Raw genomic sequence first — 14,433 nt, forward strand, 5'->3', positions numbered from 1 at the left:
AAAAAAATCACGATGAAACATCGGGCAAGCATTTTCTTGATCGCCCTGTTGGCAAGTCTGCTGATAGTGCCTGCGGTCAATATTTGTCGCGTACGCAACCTTGAAGCGATCAAGTGGGAGAAGTCATTTTTCTACAACATGGATTTCGCATCGAGCTTTGCGGCGAAATGGCTGTATCCATTGGGAATCAGCATCAACGCCAAGAGCGTCGTCATCGGCCGTGACGGCTGGCTTTTCCTGGGCGATTCATTCCAGGCCACGCTGTCGGCTGCCCGCCACCCGCCTTCGGCGGAAGATGTGCAACTGACGAAACAGATTGGTGTGGCCGCCGCTGCCTGGGACGCCTATTTCGCAAGCAAAGGGGTTCAACTCTTCAGGGTCATGATCGGCCCCAACAAGGGAAGCATCTACCCCGAGCATTTGCCTCGCTGGGCTCAGCCCGTATTGCCCAATGCCACGGATGCCCTGTTTTCTGAAACGGGCAACGTTCTCTACGTGGACCTTCGTGCGCCTTTGCTGGAAGCCAAGGCACATCAGACGGCTGATCTTTACTACAAGCTGGATACCCATTGGAACAATCTTGGCTCCGCGATGGGATTTCGCGCCTTTGCGCAGCAGGTGGGTGCCGCGGTGCCAGAGCTGCGATGGCCACCCAGTGAAGCGTATACATTGACATCCCGCCAGGAAACCAAGGGCGGGGATCTGGCCAATTTTCTTCGGCTGCCGACACAGCTTTCCGATACCCGATTGACCATTGGCGCGTCCGAGTTTTCTTTGCAATCCACCCGGATCGACTTCGACACCCAGAAAGTCCTGCACACGGGCGGGCACCTGACCACGATACCGCCGATCAAGCCTGTCCTTGTCCACACCAGCAATGCCTTGAACAACAAGAAAGTGCTGTGGCTCAGGGATTCATTTGGGGACTCGATGGCGCTGATGATGGAGGGCACCTTCAGTGACGTACTGCAGTTGCATTGGCACGAGGCCATCAAACCCGGCGGGCGCTTGGTTCAACTGGTCGAAAGCTGGAAACCGGACTACGTCTTTTTCACGGTGGTGGAAAGAGATGCGAGAAATGGATGGTTCACCGCCCCTCCACCTGTGGGGGCGTTGAATCAGGCTGTCTCGAAAGACGCCCAATCCCGGTGAAGCCAAGGCGCCCTGGCCATCCCGAATAGGCGAGGGCGGCGGCCAAGCCCCACCCGTCGCAATGGCCCCGCCCGCACTGCGGCACCCCAGGCCGCGTACCATGCCATGGAAATACGTCATTGCATGGAGACCGACATGGCAGAGAACCTGCAAACCATCACCCTGGGCGGCGGCTGCTTCTGGTGCACCGAGGCGGTGTTCGACCGGGTGCGCGGCATCACCGACGTGGAAAGCGGCTACACCAACGGCCAGACCATCCGGCCTACCTACGAACAGATCTGCGGGGGCGATACCGGCCACGCCGAGGTGGTGCGCCTGACCTTCGATGCCGAGGAAATCGGCCTCGAAGAGATCCTGGAGATTTTCTTCCACACGCATGACCCGACCACGCTCAACCGCCAAGGCAACGACGTGGGTACCCAGTACCGCAGCGGCATCTACTACGACAACCCGGCCCATGGCGAGCTGGCCAACGCCATGGTGCGCCAGCTGGAGCAGGACAAGCTGTTCGGCGCGCCCATCACCACCGAGGTCAAGCCCCTGGCCAACTACAGCACGGCCGAGGACTACCACCAGGACTACTTCGCCAAGCACCCGGGCCAGGGCTACTGTGCCTTTGTGGTGGGACCCAAGGTGGAGAAGTTCCGCAAGACCTTCCGCAAGTACCTCAAGGAAGACTGATCCAGGGCTGCGGCCCGCAGGCTCCCCATTGCCCTCGCCTTGGTGAAGGCGGGTTTTCTTCGTGCCAGAGGCAAAGGCGCCTGCCGTGGCGGGTCTCTGTTCCGGGGCCCGGCCTGCGCGGGGCATAATGCAATCCGCTTGCGTTACCGGCATCCTGCTGGTGCGATGTCGCCCATGTCCACTGCACGTTCCACCCCTTCTTCCCCCGCCGCAGGCACTTCCTGGGCCCTGCCGCCCGGCATGCGCGCCACCAAGGCCACGCGGGCGCTGGCTGCGCTTTATGAAGCGCGCCCCGATGCTGCGCTGTCCGAGTCCGAGGCGGAGGCAGCCCTGGCCGCGGCGGGTGCGCCGGTCAACAAGGTCACCGTCTACCGCATGCTCGACCGCTTTGCCGCCGCCGGCCTGCTGCACAAGCAGGTCGATGCGGCCCGCGTGACCCGGTTCGCGCTGGCCTCGCAGGACCAGGACTCCACCGTGCCGCGCTTCGAGTGTGGCGACTGCCACCGCCAGTTTCGCCTGGCGCAGGGCTCGGCACGCGTCCAGTCGGCCCTCAAGCAGGTGCTGGCCGCCCTGGCCACCGCCGGGCACGAGAGCCTGGCCGTGGACGTCGCCGTGCGCGGCCGCTGCGCCGGCTGCGCGCACCCGGCCGGGGGCGCCGCCGCATGATCCGTACCCGCGGCCTCTCCTACCGCTACACAGAAGGCAGCGAGCCATTGCGCTTTCCCGACGTGGACCTGCGCCAGGGCGGCACCTTGCTGCTGCGCGGTCGCTCAGGCACTGGCAAGTCGACCTGGCTGGCCCTCATGGCCGGGCTGCGCTCCCCTGCGGGGGGTGACTTGTTCGTGGCCAGCACCCAGCTGGGCACGCAGCGCGGCGCCGAGATCGACGCCTGGCGCGCGCGCAGTGTCGGCTTTCTGCCGCAAAAGCTGCATCTGAGCAGCGCGCTCACGGTGGCCGACAACCTGGCCCTGGTGTACTTTGCGGCCGGGCTGCCGCGTGACGATGCGGCCATCACCCGGGCCCTGGCCCAGGTGGGCGTGGCCGAGCTGGCGGCGCGCCGGCCGCACCAGCTCTCGGGCGGGCAGGCGCAGCGCGTGGCGCTGGCGCGCGCGGTGCTGCTCACGCCCCAGATCCTGCTGGCCGACGAACCCACGGCCAGCCTCGACGACGAGGCCGCGGCCGATGCCCTGGCGCTGCTGCAGGCCAGCACTGCCGCCTGCGATGCCAGCCTGGTCGTCGCCACGCACGACCAGCGCGTCGTGCAGGCCCTGGCCTCTGTACCGGGCCTGCAGCAACTCGACCTGAACGCCCTGCGCGCCGACTGACGTCCACCGATCCGATGGCCAAGCTTCTTTCCCTTTCCTGGCGCTACCTGTGGGCGCGCCCGCTGGCCGCCGTGCTCAACCTGCTGGTGCTCACGCTCGGCCTGGCCGCCATCACCCTGGTGCTGCTGGTGGCCACGCAACTCGACCGGGCCTTCGAGCGCGACCTCGATGGCATCGACCTCGTGGTGGGCGCCAAGGGCAGCCCGCTGCAGCTGATCCTGGCCGGCGTGTTCCACATCGACGTGCCCACGGGCAACATCCCGTTGCAGGAAGTGCAGGCCCTGCAGAAGAACCCGCTGGTGGCGCAGGTGATCCCGCTGAGCCTGGGCGACAGCTACCAGGGCTTTCGCATCGTGGGCACCACGCCCGACTACCTGGCGCTCTACGGCGCCACCCTGGATCAGGGTCAGCCCTGGCAGCAGCCCATGGACGCCGTGCTGGGCGCCACGGTGGCGCGCGGCATCGTGGGGGGCGCGCATGCGGGGGCGCCGCTGGTCGGTGCCACCTTCATCGGCAGCCACGGCCTGGGCGGGGGAGGGCATGCGCATGGCGAGCACCCCTACCGCGTGGCCGGCGTGCTGGCCGGCTGCGGCTGCGTGCTCGACCGGCTCATCCTGACCTCGACCGAGTCCGTCTGGATGGTGCACGAGACGGCCACCGCCACGGAGCCCGAAGACCTGGCGGTGCTCAAGGAAGAGCGCGAGGTGACCGTGGCCCTGCTGCGCTACCGCACGCCCATGGCCGCCGTCACGCTGCCGCGCCAGATCAATGCCGACACCTCCATGCAGGCGGCAGCCCCGGCCATCGAGGTCACGCGCCTGCTGCGCCTGCTGGGCGTGGGCGCCGACGTGCTGCGCGCCTTTGGCGGCGTGTTGCTGGCCGTGGCCGCGCTCAGCGTGTTCATCGCGCTGTGGAATGCCGTGCGCGAGCGCCGCACCGACCTGGCCATGCTGCGCATGCTGGGCGCGCCGCCGGGACGGGTGGCCGGCCTGGTGCTGTGCGAGGCCCTGTGGCTGGCCGCCCTGGCTTCGGCCCTGGGCCTGCTGCTGGGCCATGGCCTGGCCCAGGTGCTGGGCTGGGTGCTGCAGGCGCAAGGGCTGCTGCCCGTGAGCGGCCTGGTGTGGCTGCCGGCCGAGGCCGGCGTACCGCTGATCGCCGGGGCCGTGGCCGTGTTCGCCGCACTGTTGCCTGCCATGCAGGCCTATCGCACGGAAGTCGCAGACCTCTTGAGCCAGCCCTGATTCGATTACCAACTGTCCTTGAAAGGTTCACCATGAAAAAGCTGCTCACCGCCCTGGCCATTGCTCCCTTGCTGCTGGCAGGTTCCATCGCCCAGGCCCAGGGCGCGCATTCCGACCAGGAGACCAAGGCCGACATCCAGCGCCACCGCGCCATGGCCGCCGCGCACGAGGCCGCCGCCAAGTGCCTGGAATCGGGCAAGGGCCATGACCAGTGCCAGAAGGAACTCCAGGTGGCCTGCAAGGGTCTGGGCATTGGTAAATTCTGCGGCATGCGCCATGTGCACTGATCCATTGCACGCGACGCCTGCTCATCTGTAAGAAAATACGTCAGCCCTGCCACCAAGGACTTTCCATGCAACGCCACCACTCCTCGCCCCGTTCCTTGTCAGCCCGCTCTGCCATGCTGGTGCTGGCCTGCGCCCTGGCGGGGGTGGGCAGCGCCCATGCCGAGAGCAAGCCTGCGGCGACGGCCGGCGCGCCCTTCAACGCGCCGGTGCTCAGCTCGCCCATGCCGGGAACGGCACCGACGGGCTCGGGCGCGGGCTACCACAGCCCCAACAGCCCGATTGCGCCGCTGCCGCAGCGCAATGACGTGGTGCCATGGTCGGTGCTCAGCGACCTGACCAAGAAGACCACCAAGGACGGCATCCTGCCCGTGTTCAACGCCCAACAGCAGGGCATGGACAAGACGGTGCAGCGCATCCAGGGCTTCATGATGCCGCTCGATGCCAAGGCCACGCAGACGCATTTTCTGCTCACCTCCGTACCGCTGACTTGCTCGTTCTGCATTCCGGGCGGGCCCGAGAGCATGGTCGAGGTCAAGGCCAAGACGCCCGTGCGCTATTCGCTCGAACCCGTGGTGGTCGAGGGCCGGTTCACCGTGCTGCAGAACGACCCCTACGGCCTGTACTACCGCGTGGTCGAGGCCGTGCCGGTGAAGTAAGCCCACCATCCTTGCCGTGAACCGCTCGCGCACTCCGTTGATGGCCCTGCAGGCCGTCTCCATCCGCCTGGGGCCTCCGGCCCCAGGGACGGGTGCGCGTGCATGGGCGGCCCGGCTGGCCCTGGTCTGGCTGGTGCTGGCGCTGGCCTGGGTGCCCACGGCGGGTCGCCTGCACCAGATCGCCCATGCCCAGCCGCTGGCGCAGATCCATGCGGGCCATGGTGCGCTGGTTGCGCTGGCGGCGGCAGAGCACGCTGCCGCCCATGGCATGGCGGGTGATGCCGGCGGTTTCCTGTCCAGCCACAGCCTGGTGGACTGCCTTTTGCTCGACCAGCTTGCGCTGGGCGATGCCCTGCACAGCGCCGCCCTGGTGCTGCTGCCCCATTCGCCGGCCGCTGCGCCGGTGGCCACGCATGCCGACGGCGTGCAGGCGCGCCATGCCGCGCTGTTCCAGGCGCGTGGTCCGCCGCCCGTGCTGCGCGCCTGACGGCAGCGTTCCCCTGCGTGGACTGCCTGGTCCGCAGGGCAGGGGCCTGGCCCCGTCGCGCACGCTGTCCTTGTTTCCCTGAATCCATTGCGGTAGACGCCTGCGCGCCAGGCGGCTGGCTGCATACCCGTTTTCTTTCTTTCCTTTGATTCATGCCCCGCGGCATGAAGGCGTGCGCCCGTGACTGGCTGCTGCCTTGCTGCGCGCACGCTTTTGCACTGAACACCATGACGACACCTCAGCTCCACTTCACCTCCCGCTGTCCCGCGCTCCATCCCATCGCTCTGGCCGCCATGCTGGCGCTCTCGGCGGGCAGCAGCCTGGCCCAGACGGTCGCCCCTGCCGCACCCGATGCCGCGACCAATGCCCCCAGCCTGCCCTCGGTCACTGTGTCGGCCAGCGGCCTGCAACTGGGCGCCAGCGAAATGACCACGCCCGTGAGCGTGCTCGAGGGCGACGAGCTCGTGCGCCGCCGCGAGGCAACGCTGGGCGAGACGCTCAATAGCGAACCCGGCATCACCAGCAGCCACTTCGGTGCGGGCGCGAGCCGCCCCATCATCCGCGGCATGGATGGCCCGCGCGTCAAGGTGCTGTCCGACGGCGCCGAGCTGCACGATGCCTCCACCATCAGCCCCGACCATGCCGTGGTGTCCGAGCCGCTGCTGGCCACGCAGATCGAGGTGCTGCGCGGTCCGTCCGCCCTGGTGCATGGCAACGGCGCCGTGGGCGGCGTGGTCAACGTGCTCGATGGCAAGATTCCCACCGCCATTCCACAAAAGGGTTACGAAGGCAGCGCCGAGCTGCGTGCCAACACCGGCGCGCGCGAAGGGGCAGGGGCCTTCTCGCTGACGGGCGGCGCCGGCAACCTGGCCGTGCATGTGGAAGGCGTGTCGCGCGATGCGAGCGACTACCGCGTGGGCAAGGGCTGGGCACCCAATGGCGAGCCGGCGCGCAAGGTGCTGGGCAGCTTCAACCGCACCGACACGGGCAGCGTGGGCCTGTCCTGGGTGGGGGACCGCGGATACCTGGGCGCCGCGTACACGCGCCAGACAGCGCGCTACGGCCTGCCGGGCCACAACCACAGCTTCGAGGGCTGCCATACCCATGGCAACCACCTGCACTGCGCAGAACACGGCGAAGAGGACGGGCATGACCATGACCACGGCGCCGAAGCCGGCGACTTGCCGGTGGTGGACCTGCGCAGCGAGCGCTTCGATGTGCGCGGCGAGCTGCGCAACCCGTTCGCCGGCTTCTCGGCCCTGCGCCTGCGTGCCGGCGTGACCGATTACAAGCACGACGAGGTGGAGGACGGCGCCATCAGCACCACCTTCAAGAACAAGGCCTACGACACCCGCCTCGAGCTGCAGCACGAACCGATCGCCGGCTTCAAGGGCGTGTTCGGACTGCAGACTTCGCAGCGCAAGTTCAGCGCCGAGGGCGAGGAGGCCTATGTGCAGCCCACGGTGACGCGCAAGACCGGCCTGTTCCTGCTGGAGGAATACCGCCTGGGCGACTGGCGCTTCGAAGGCGCGCTGCGCCATGACCGCCAGACGGCCGAGGCGCAGGATTCGGGCATCGAGCGCAGCCACAACGGCACCTCGGCATCGCTGGGTGCGGTGTGGCAGTTCACGCCCGGCTACTCGCTGGGCGCCTCGCTTACGCGCGCCAGCCGCGCGCCCTCGGCCGAGGAGCTGTACGCCAACGGCCTGCACATGGCCACCAGCACGTACGAGCGCGGCAATGCCGACCTGCGTTCCGAAACCTCGCAGAACATCGACCTGAGCCTGCGCAAGACCAGCGGCGACACCACCTTCAGCGCCAGCGTGTTCCGCAACCGCGTGAACAACTACATCTACGGCCGCACGCTCGACGCGGTGGACGGCCTGCAACTGCTGCAGTACGCCCAGGCCGACGCCACCTTCACGGGGATCGAAGGCCAGGTGCGCCAGCGCATCACGCGCAACCTGGGCGTCACGCTGTTCGGCGACACCGTGCGCGCCCGCCTGGCCGGCGGCGGTCTGCTGCCGCGCATCCCCGCCACGCGCGCCGGTGTGCGCATGGACGCCAACTGGAACGCCTGGGACGGCCAGGTCGAATGGGTACAGGTGGCACGCCAGAACCGGGTGGCCGAGTTCGAGTCGGCCACGCCCGGCTACGGCATGCTCAACCTGGGCGTGAGCTACAGCGGCAAGTACAACGGCGAGACGCCCTGGCAGGTCTACCTCAAGGCCAACAACCTGACGGACCGCCTGGCCTACGCCCACACCTCCTTCATCAAGAACGCGGCACCGCTGATGGGCCGCAACCTGACGCTGGGGGTCAAGGTCGCGTTCTGACCCCCAGGGCCGGCGGCGGCCGGCCCTGGAGCGCATGGGTTTACACGAAACGTATATGTTTCGTATAATTCAACCCATGGGCATCGTCAAAATTTCCGATCAAATGCACGAGAACCTGCGCATTGCCAGCAATGCGCTGTCTCGTTCCATCAATGCACAGGCCGAGCACTGGATGCGCGTGGGCATGCTCGCCGAGCTGCACCCCGAGCTCAGCCACAGCCAGATCTGCCAATTGCTGATCCGCGCCGAGCAGGCGGGCGGGTTCGACCTGGCCGCGCTGGCGCAGGCGCTTCCGTCGCCTGCCGGTGGCGGCAGCCAATCCAGCCTCCAGGTACGGCGGGTGCAGTGATGGGCGCCCGACACCCCCAGGTGATCATCAAGACGCCCGCCGAGATCGCCCAGTCGCGCATTGCCGCCCAGCTGGCGGCCCGGGTGCTGCAGATGATCGGCCCCTACGTGCAGCCCGGTGTGTCCACCGAAGAACTGGACGACCGCTGCCGCGAATTCATCGTGCACGAGCTGCAGGCCACCCCGGCCAACATCGGCTACCAGGGCTTCACCAAGACGCTGTGCACCTCCGTCAACCATGTCGTCTGCCACGGCGTGCCCGCAGCCGACAAGGTGCTCAAGAAGGGCGACATCATCAACATCGACGTGGCCGTCATCAAGGATGGCTGGTTCGGCGACACCAGCCGCATGTACTACGTGGGCGAGCCCAACCGCCTGGCACGGCGCTTGGTGGAGACCACCTACGAGGCCATGTGCGCCGGCATCCGCCAGGTGCGCCCCGGCGCCACGCTGGGCGACGTGGGCCATGCCATCCAGAGCGTGGCCGAGCGCGAGCGCTTCAGCGTGGTGCGCGACTACTGCGGCCACGGCATCGGGCAGATCTACCACGAGGACCTGCAGGTGCTGCACTACGGCCAGCGTGGCCAGGGCATCACGCTCGAAGAGGGCATGGTCTTCACCATCGAGCCCATGATCAACGTCGGCAAGCGCGAAACCCGCGAACTGCCCGACGGCTGGACCGTGGTCACGCGCGACCATTCCCTGTCGGCCCAGTGGGAGCACATGGTGGCCGTGACGGCCGATGGCTTCGAGGTGCTGACGGCCTGGCCCGAGGGCACGGGGAGCTACCCGGCGATCGGCTGAGTCCCGCCGTCAGGGCGCTTCGAAGCGCCGGGTGAAGGGAACGCCGTTGAAGGTGTGGGTGCAGCAGCTGCACTGCGGTGCCAGGCTGTCGGGACCCAGGCCGGGGTTGACCCGCTGCAGCAGGCCAAGTGCATCCACGCACAGGCCGCTGAAGTAGCTGGACTCGCCCAGCCGCACGTATTCCTGCCAGTCCTCCTTGCGCAGGGCGACCATCCAGAAGATCGGAGCCTGCTGGTCCAGGCGTGCAACGGCTTCGCTGTGGACCTCGTTCCATGGTGCGCCCACCCTGGACAGCAGGAAACGGAACAGCGGCGTGTAGTCCAGCCCGCGTCGCTTGCCTGCGTGCATGGAAACGCGCGGCGGTGGTGGCGGCAATCCGTCGCCGCCAGCAGGCGCCCTGGCATTGCGCCAGTCCCGGTAGTCCCCGCCAGACAGGTGGTGTACGCCATGCGCCGTGGTGTTCACGCGGCGGTACAGCGGTGCCTTCTGGCCGTTTCTGGTGGGCGAAGTGGGCATGGTGCCCGCAGTTTACCCCCCGCTTTCCAGGAGACCGCGGCGCACGGCCACTGGCCCGGACTCGCTGCCACATCAGGCCTGGGTGCATTGCACTGCCTGCATCGCCTCGAACTGCTCCACCGGCATGGGCCGGGCAAACGCAAAGCCCTGCAGCACATCGCAGCCGGCGTCCACCAGGTAGTCGATCTGCGCCGGGGTCTCCACGCCTTCGGCCGTGACGGCCAGGCCCAGGCCGTGCGAGAGGGCGATGATGGCCTTGACGATCATCCGGCTGTGCTCCTGCTCGGGCAGGTCGCGGATGAAGCTGCGGTCGATCTTCAGGCGCTTCATGGGCAGGCGCCGCAGGTAGGCCAGCGAGGAGTAGCCGGTGCCGAAGTCGTCGATGGCCAGGTGCACGCCCAGCTGGCTCAGGCGGTGCAGGGTGCTGGCGCAGGCATCCATGTTCTCCATGAGCACGGTCTCGGTGAGCTCGATCTCCAGCAGGTGGGCCGGCAGGCCCTCTTCGCGCAGGATGTCCATCACGCGCTCGAGGAACTGCGGGTCGCCCAGCTGCCGCGCCGAGACGTTGACTGCCACGCGCAAGGGGGAAGACGCCTGGGCCTGCCAGCGGGCCGCATCCCGGCATGCGGTGCGCACCACCCAGTAGCCCAGGTGCACGATCAGGCCGCATTCCTCCGCCACCATCACCGCTTCCAGGGGCGGGATGGGGCCCAACCGGGCGTGTGTCCAGCGCAGCAGCGCCTCGGCGCCGATCATCTTGCGGTCGGTGGCCGAGAACACGGGCTGGTAATGCAAGCCCAGGCCTTGCCCGTCCTCCAGTACCTGGCGCAGGGCTTTCTCGATGGCCTGGCGCCGTGCGGCAGCGAGGTTCATGGAGGCGTCGAAGCGCTCGCAGCGGTTCTTGCCGAGGTCCTTGGCCCGGTACATCGCCGTATCGGCGCTGCTGATGAGGCTGTCGCGGTCCGGCGCGTCCTCCGGGTAGGTGGCGATGCCCGCGCTGCAGGTCACCATCACCTCCTGGTCCGACTCGACAAAGCCCTTCTCGAACACGGCGACGATGCGGTCTCCATAGTTGCCGAGCGCCGCCTCGTCCATGTCCAGCCGCAGGATCACGGAAAACTCGTCACCCCCCATGCGGCAGATGTCGTCGCCCGCGCGCACCACCGACTGCAGGCGCTGCGCCACCTGGCGCAGCAGGCCGTCTCCGGCGGCATGGCCGAAGGTGTCGTTCAGGGTCTTGAAATTGTCCAGGTCGATGTAGACCAGCGCCAGCTTGCTGCCCAGCGTGGCGGCCCGGGCGATTTCATGCGCCAGCCGTTCGTTGAAGTAATGCCGGTTGCCGACGCCGGTCACGGCATCCTGGTGGGCCAGCACCTGCAGGCGGCGTTCCGCCTCGCCGACCGCCGCGCGGCTGCGCAGCACCAGCGCGGTGGCCAGGGCCATGGTGCCACCGGCGATCAGCAGCGCGCCGCCGAAGCGGATGACCAGCTGGGTGTAGACCTCGGCCATCGACTTGCGCAGGTAGATGCTGCCCGAGCTCTTGCCCCGGAACTTCACGGGCTTGGCCATCTCCAGCAGCGACAGGCCCTGGTATTCGAAATCCCCGTTGCCACCACCTGGCAGTGCGCTGGGCGCCACCTGGTCGCCATCGCGCTGGTACGAGGCGAAGAGGCTGCCCTGGGCATCGTAGATGGCGGCCATCAGCACCATGGGCGAGGCCTTGAGGGCGCCCAGGATCTCTTCCGTCGTATGCGCATCGCGGAACATCACGGCCGTGGAGACGTTGTCGGCCACGATGGAGGCTTCCACCCGGCTGTCGGCGAGCATGGCCTTGCGGCTGCTCCAGTAATCGAAGGCCGTGAGGGCCAGCACCATGGTCAGCAGGGCCAGCCCGGTGGCCAGCAGCCCGGTCGCCACCACGCGCGATGACAGCTGCTCCGAGTCGGCGGCGGTGGCCGGGCTGTCGGGGCTTCTCATCGGGCCCCCCTGGACAGGCGCAGCAGGCGCGAGCTGACCGACAGGCCCGCCTTGCCGACGGCATCGGCATTGATGTCGAAGACGATGCGGTCGCCCTCGCGGTGCAGGACGATCATGATCTCCGGCGCGGCGGCGGCCGCATCGTCGGTGATGGTCAGCACCGCCGTTCTGCCGGGCACGGCGCGCAATGCGCGCAGAGCGCGGTCGGTGTCTGCGCCGCTGAGGACCAGCACGCGGCAGTCGTTGAGCTCGGTAGCTTCCCAAAGCCGGATGCGGATCGGATTGTCCTTGCGTGCGGGCCGCCCCTCCAGTGCCAGCAGGCTGCGCTTCAGGGGGCTGAAGGGTGATACGCAGATGGTCCAGTCGGCCCCGGCGCGGCCATCGCCCTGGGGCCACTCGACGAACTGGATGAAGTTGAAGACATAGGCCGCCTTCAGCTCGTTTTCGCCCACCCGCTCCTGCGCACCCACCCCGGGGTCGCACGCGAGTACGCACAACCCCACCAGGAGGGCTTGGTACAGGCGGTGCAGGTACGGCATGGCCTAGAACGCATAGGTGAGCTTGAGGCGCAGGGTCCGGCCGTCCTGCAGGAGCGAGTCGCCGCGGATCTCGAAGGACGCAGGGTCGGCAAACCTCCGGTCAAACAGGTTGTACACCCCGAGGGAGACATCCGTGCCCGCCAGCCGCGTGGTGTAGGTCAGATTGGCCAGCGCGTGGGCCGGCAGGCGCGAAGCCAGGGTGTTGCGCGCGCCGATGGCGATGGCTTCCACCCCGAAACGCCCGCGGGCCCATGGCGCAGCGTCGGCGCTGCCGATGGCGCTGGACCACTGCGCCTTCAGCAGGTGTCGGGGCGAATTGGCCAGGGTCTCCCGCGTCAGGGCATCGCGGGCGCGCTGCCAACTGTAGGCCAGGCGCAGCCGGGCGTCGGGCCCCAGGCGCTGCTCGATCTCGGTTTCCATTCCGTACACGCCGACGCTGTTGGCATTGCCGAACATGAACCGGTCGGCCTGCAGTGCCTCGCCGATCGCCAGCAGGTGCGAGACGCGCGACTGGAACACCGTGAGCAGCGCGCGCGAGGCACCCGACGGGGCATGCTCCAGCACCAGTTCCGTGGTGCGGATGCGCTCGGAGCGCAGGCTGGCCGTGCCGACCACGCCGCCGGGGGTTTCCACGCGGTAGTCGCGCTCATAGGCGTTGGGTGGCCGGTACGCCGTGCCGTACAGCAGCTTGAGGGCCGTTGCCGGCCCCACCAGGTACACCAAACCCAGCCGTGGGTGCAGGCTGCCCTGGCTGTCCGAGTGCTTGCCCCAGCGCAGCCCGGCGTGCAGCACCAGGTCGGGGCGCAGCGCAACCTCGTCCTGCAGGTAGACGCCCATGACGTCACCGCTGCTGCTCTTGTTGAGGTAGTGTGCTTCGGGCGCGAGGTCCAGGTTGCGCTGCGTGATGTCCAGGTCGCGCCGGTAGTCCACGCCCCAGGAGATCTTGTGCCGCTGGAATGCGGTGCTCACCCACTGCAGCTCCGAGCCCACCCAGCGGCCGCTACCGATGTCGCGGTTGGTGGTGACGGGCGGGTAGTCGTAGACATAGTCGCCCACATACCGGTACTGGCCGCCGTGGAGCCTTGCCGTGAAATGCAGGGTGGGGTTCCACTGCCCGGCGTACTCTGCCGCAAGGCGGGTGCTGGAGTCGGCCACGCGGGAGCGCCGGTCGTTGAACACTTGCGAGAAGGCCGCCGTGGGCAAGCCCTTCTGGCGCTCGCCGTGCGACAGGGACAGCGTCACGCCCCCGCGCCGCCACTTGGCGAAGAAGCGGGTGCTGCGATCGTAGTCCAGGCCTTGCGCGATGCCCTGGTTCTGGGCGGGTGTATCGTAGGCCGGAAAGTAGAGGTCCTCGCCCCGGGTCGTGGAGCGCGATGCAGACACCAGCCAGTCGCCGCCATGCCCGTCCACCGTGCCCAGCGTAAAGCGCAACCCGGCGTGGCCGTGGCTGCCCAGTTCGGTGCTGACCTGGGCGCCCTTGAGCTGCCGGCCTTCGCGCGTGATGATGTTGAGCACGCCGAAGAAGGCATTCGCCCCATAGACGGCCGCACTCGGCCCGGGCACGAACTCCACGCGTTCGATCAGGTCGATGTCGATCGGGAAATCCGTGCCCACCGGCGCCTGGTCGTACAGGTTGTCGTTGAACCGCACCCCATCGACCAGCAGCAGCACCCGGGTGTTGTAGTCCCCCGGCGTGGAAAAGCCGCGCATGCCCAGGTAGTGGTAGGACCGGTCGTAGGAGACATACAGCCCGCGCATGCTGGCCAGGATCTCGGCCAGGTTGCGGTACCCGAAGGTGCGGATGTCTTCCGCGGTCACGACGCTGACCGCAGCCGGGGCCTCGAGCGCGCTTTGCAGGTAGCGGCTCGCGGTGCGGACCTCCATCTGCATCAATTGCTCCAGCGGCAGCTGGGCGACATCGGCCTGGGCCCCGGAAGCCAGGCAGGCAGCCATGCACATCCCGAGGGCAAGCCGACTGCGTCCTGCACATGGTGGGGGTCTTGTCATGGCATCTCTATCGTGGGCCTGTCCAGCCGTCATCGCAAGCTGCGCCCGATGGCTGTAACAAATGCTTTCATCCTACT

The 14,433-nt window shown here is 67.8% G+C and carries 15 protein-coding genes; 11 read left to right on the forward strand and 4 right to left on the reverse strand.

Annotation, left to right across the window (positions count from 1 at the left end):
* Window positions 1-12 precede the first annotated feature (12 nt).
* The 11 genes from AC07PA_RS21335 (at window position 13) to map (ending at window position 9,317) form a co-directional block, all read left to right on the forward strand.
* Window positions 13-1,152, forward strand: a complete 1,140-nt coding sequence (locus AC07PA_RS21335; RefSeq protein ID WP_494608879.1) for an alginate O-acetyltransferase AlgX-related protein — start codon at window positions 13-15, stop codon at window positions 1,150-1,152.
* Between the two features lie 135 nt (window positions 1,153-1,287).
* The gene (gene msrA / locus AC07PA_RS21340) at window positions 1,288-1,833 is read left to right on the forward strand and encodes a peptide-methionine (S)-S-oxide reductase MsrA (protein ID WP_007850203.1); all 546 of its coding nucleotides are present in this window, start codon (window positions 1,288-1,290) and stop codon (window positions 1,831-1,833) included.
* 240 nt (window positions 1,834-2,073) lie between these two features.
* On the forward strand, window positions 2,074-2,499 hold the full coding sequence (locus AC07PA_RS21345) for a transcriptional repressor (RefSeq protein WP_007850204.1): 426 nt from the start codon (window positions 2,074-2,076) through the stop codon (window positions 2,497-2,499).
* Window positions 2,496-3,158, forward strand: coding sequence for an ATP-binding cassette domain-containing protein (locus tag AC07PA_RS21350; protein ID WP_494608877.1), 663 nt, complete (start codon window positions 2,496-2,498; stop codon window positions 3,156-3,158). The genes AC07PA_RS21345 and AC07PA_RS21350 overlap by 4 nt, the downstream gene beginning before the upstream one ends.
* Window positions 3,159-3,172: 14 nt before the next feature.
* Window positions 3,173-4,399, forward strand: coding sequence for an ABC transporter permease (locus AC07PA_RS21355; protein WP_494608876.1), 1,227 nt, complete (start codon window positions 3,173-3,175; stop codon window positions 4,397-4,399).
* 32 nt (window positions 4,400-4,431) lie between these two features.
* Entirely contained in the window at window positions 4,432-4,686 is a 255-nt protein-coding gene (locus AC07PA_RS21360) for a hypothetical protein (RefSeq protein ID WP_145696632.1), read from the forward strand.
* Between the two features lie 65 nt (window positions 4,687-4,751).
* Entirely contained in the window at window positions 4,752-5,342 is a 591-nt protein-coding gene (locus tag AC07PA_RS21365; protein WP_494608875.1) for a DUF3299 domain-containing protein, read from the forward strand.
* Window positions 5,343-5,358: 16 nt separating this feature from the next.
* Window positions 5,359-5,829, forward strand: coding sequence for a hypothetical protein (locus tag AC07PA_RS21370; RefSeq protein WP_238541800.1), 471 nt, complete (start codon window positions 5,359-5,361; stop codon window positions 5,827-5,829).
* A gap of 227 nt (window positions 5,830-6,056) precedes the next feature.
* On the forward strand, window positions 6,057-8,165 hold the full coding sequence (locus tag AC07PA_RS21375; RefSeq protein ID WP_494608874.1) for a TonB-dependent receptor domain-containing protein: 2,109 nt from the start codon (window positions 6,057-6,059) through the stop codon (window positions 8,163-8,165).
* Window positions 8,166-8,241: 76 nt separating this feature from the next.
* Complete coding sequence (locus AC07PA_RS21380; RefSeq protein WP_494608873.1) at window positions 8,242-8,514, forward strand: ParD-like family protein; 273 nt, start codon at window positions 8,242-8,244, stop codon at window positions 8,512-8,514.
* A complete protein-coding gene (map, locus tag AC07PA_RS21385; RefSeq protein WP_035203238.1) occupies window positions 8,514-9,317 on the forward strand; it encodes a type I methionyl aminopeptidase in 804 nt (267 codons plus the stop codon). Before AC07PA_RS21380 ends, map begins: the two co-directional genes overlap by 1 nt.
* A 9-nt stretch (window positions 9,318-9,326) precedes the next feature.
* On the opposite strand, the gene AC07PA_RS21390 is transcribed toward map, so the two are convergent.
* The 4 genes from AC07PA_RS21390 to AC07PA_RS21405 all read right to left on the reverse strand — a co-directional run bounded on the left by AC07PA_RS21390 (window position 9,327) and on the right by AC07PA_RS21405 (window position 14,302).
* On the reverse strand, window positions 9,327-9,833 hold the full coding sequence (locus AC07PA_RS21390) for a hypothetical protein (RefSeq protein ID WP_494608872.1): 507 nt from the start codon (window positions 9,831-9,833) through the stop codon (window positions 9,327-9,329).
* Between the two features lie 72 nt (window positions 9,834-9,905).
* Window positions 9,906-11,810, reverse strand: coding sequence for a putative bifunctional diguanylate cyclase/phosphodiesterase (locus tag AC07PA_RS21395; protein WP_494608871.1), 1,905 nt, complete (start codon window positions 11,808-11,810; stop codon window positions 9,906-9,908).
* Window positions 11,807-12,349, reverse strand: a complete 543-nt coding sequence (locus tag AC07PA_RS21400; protein WP_494608870.1) for a YfiR family protein — start codon at window positions 12,347-12,349, stop codon at window positions 11,807-11,809. Before AC07PA_RS21400 ends, AC07PA_RS21395 begins: the two co-directional genes overlap by 4 nt.
* Window positions 12,350-12,352: 3 nt before the next feature.
* Window positions 12,353-14,302, reverse strand: coding sequence for a TonB-dependent receptor plug domain-containing protein (locus AC07PA_RS21405; RefSeq protein ID WP_494608869.1), 1,950 nt, complete (start codon window positions 14,300-14,302; stop codon window positions 12,353-12,355).
* Window positions 14,303-14,433: the final 131 nt, after the last annotated feature.

The organism is Acidovorax sp. GW821-FHT09B03, assembly GCF_059418305.1.

What these genes read in the sequence shown, in the direction of transcription:
- AC07PA_RS21335 (WP_494608879.1), top strand. Translation starts at nt 13, where the DNA reads ATGAAACATCGGGCAAGCATTTTCTTGATCGCCCTGTTGGCAAGTCTG.
- msrA (WP_007850203.1), top strand. Translation starts at nt 1,288, where the DNA reads ATGGCAGAGAACCTGCAAACCATCACCCTGGGCGGCGGCTGCTTCTGG.
- AC07PA_RS21345 (WP_007850204.1), top strand. Translation starts at nt 2,074, where the DNA reads ATGCGCGCCACCAAGGCCACGCGGGCGCTGGCTGCGCTTTATGAAGCG.
- AC07PA_RS21350 (WP_494608877.1), top strand. Translation starts at nt 2,496, where the DNA reads ATGATCCGTACCCGCGGCCTCTCCTACCGCTACACAGAAGGCAGCGAG.
- AC07PA_RS21355 (WP_494608876.1), top strand. Translation starts at nt 3,173, where the DNA reads ATGGCCAAGCTTCTTTCCCTTTCCTGGCGCTACCTGTGGGCGCGCCCG.
- AC07PA_RS21360 (WP_145696632.1), top strand. Translation starts at nt 4,432, where the DNA reads ATGAAAAAGCTGCTCACCGCCCTGGCCATTGCTCCCTTGCTGCTGGCA.
- AC07PA_RS21365 (WP_494608875.1), top strand. Translation starts at nt 4,752, where the DNA reads ATGCAACGCCACCACTCCTCGCCCCGTTCCTTGTCAGCCCGCTCTGCC.
- AC07PA_RS21375 (WP_494608874.1), top strand. Translation starts at nt 6,057, where the DNA reads ATGACGACACCTCAGCTCCACTTCACCTCCCGCTGTCCCGCGCTCCAT.
- AC07PA_RS21380 (WP_494608873.1), top strand. Translation starts at nt 8,242, where the DNA reads ATGGGCATCGTCAAAATTTCCGATCAAATGCACGAGAACCTGCGCATT.
- map (WP_035203238.1), top strand. Translation starts at nt 8,514, where the DNA reads ATGGGCGCCCGACACCCCCAGGTGATCATCAAGACGCCCGCCGAGATC.
- AC07PA_RS21390 (WP_494608872.1), bottom strand. Translation starts at nt 9,833, where the DNA reads ATGCCCACTTCGCCCACCAGAAACGGCCAGAAGGCACCGCTGTACCGC.
- AC07PA_RS21395 (WP_494608871.1), bottom strand. Translation starts at nt 11,810, where the DNA reads ATGAGAAGCCCCGACAGCCCGGCCACCGCCGCCGACTCGGAGCAGCTG.
- AC07PA_RS21400 (WP_494608870.1), bottom strand. Translation starts at nt 12,349, where the DNA reads ATGCCGTACCTGCACCGCCTGTACCAAGCCCTCCTGGTGGGGTTGTGC.
- AC07PA_RS21405 (WP_494608869.1), bottom strand. Translation starts at nt 14,302, where the DNA reads ATGGCTGCCTGCCTGGCTTCCGGGGCCCAGGCCGATGTCGCCCAGCTG.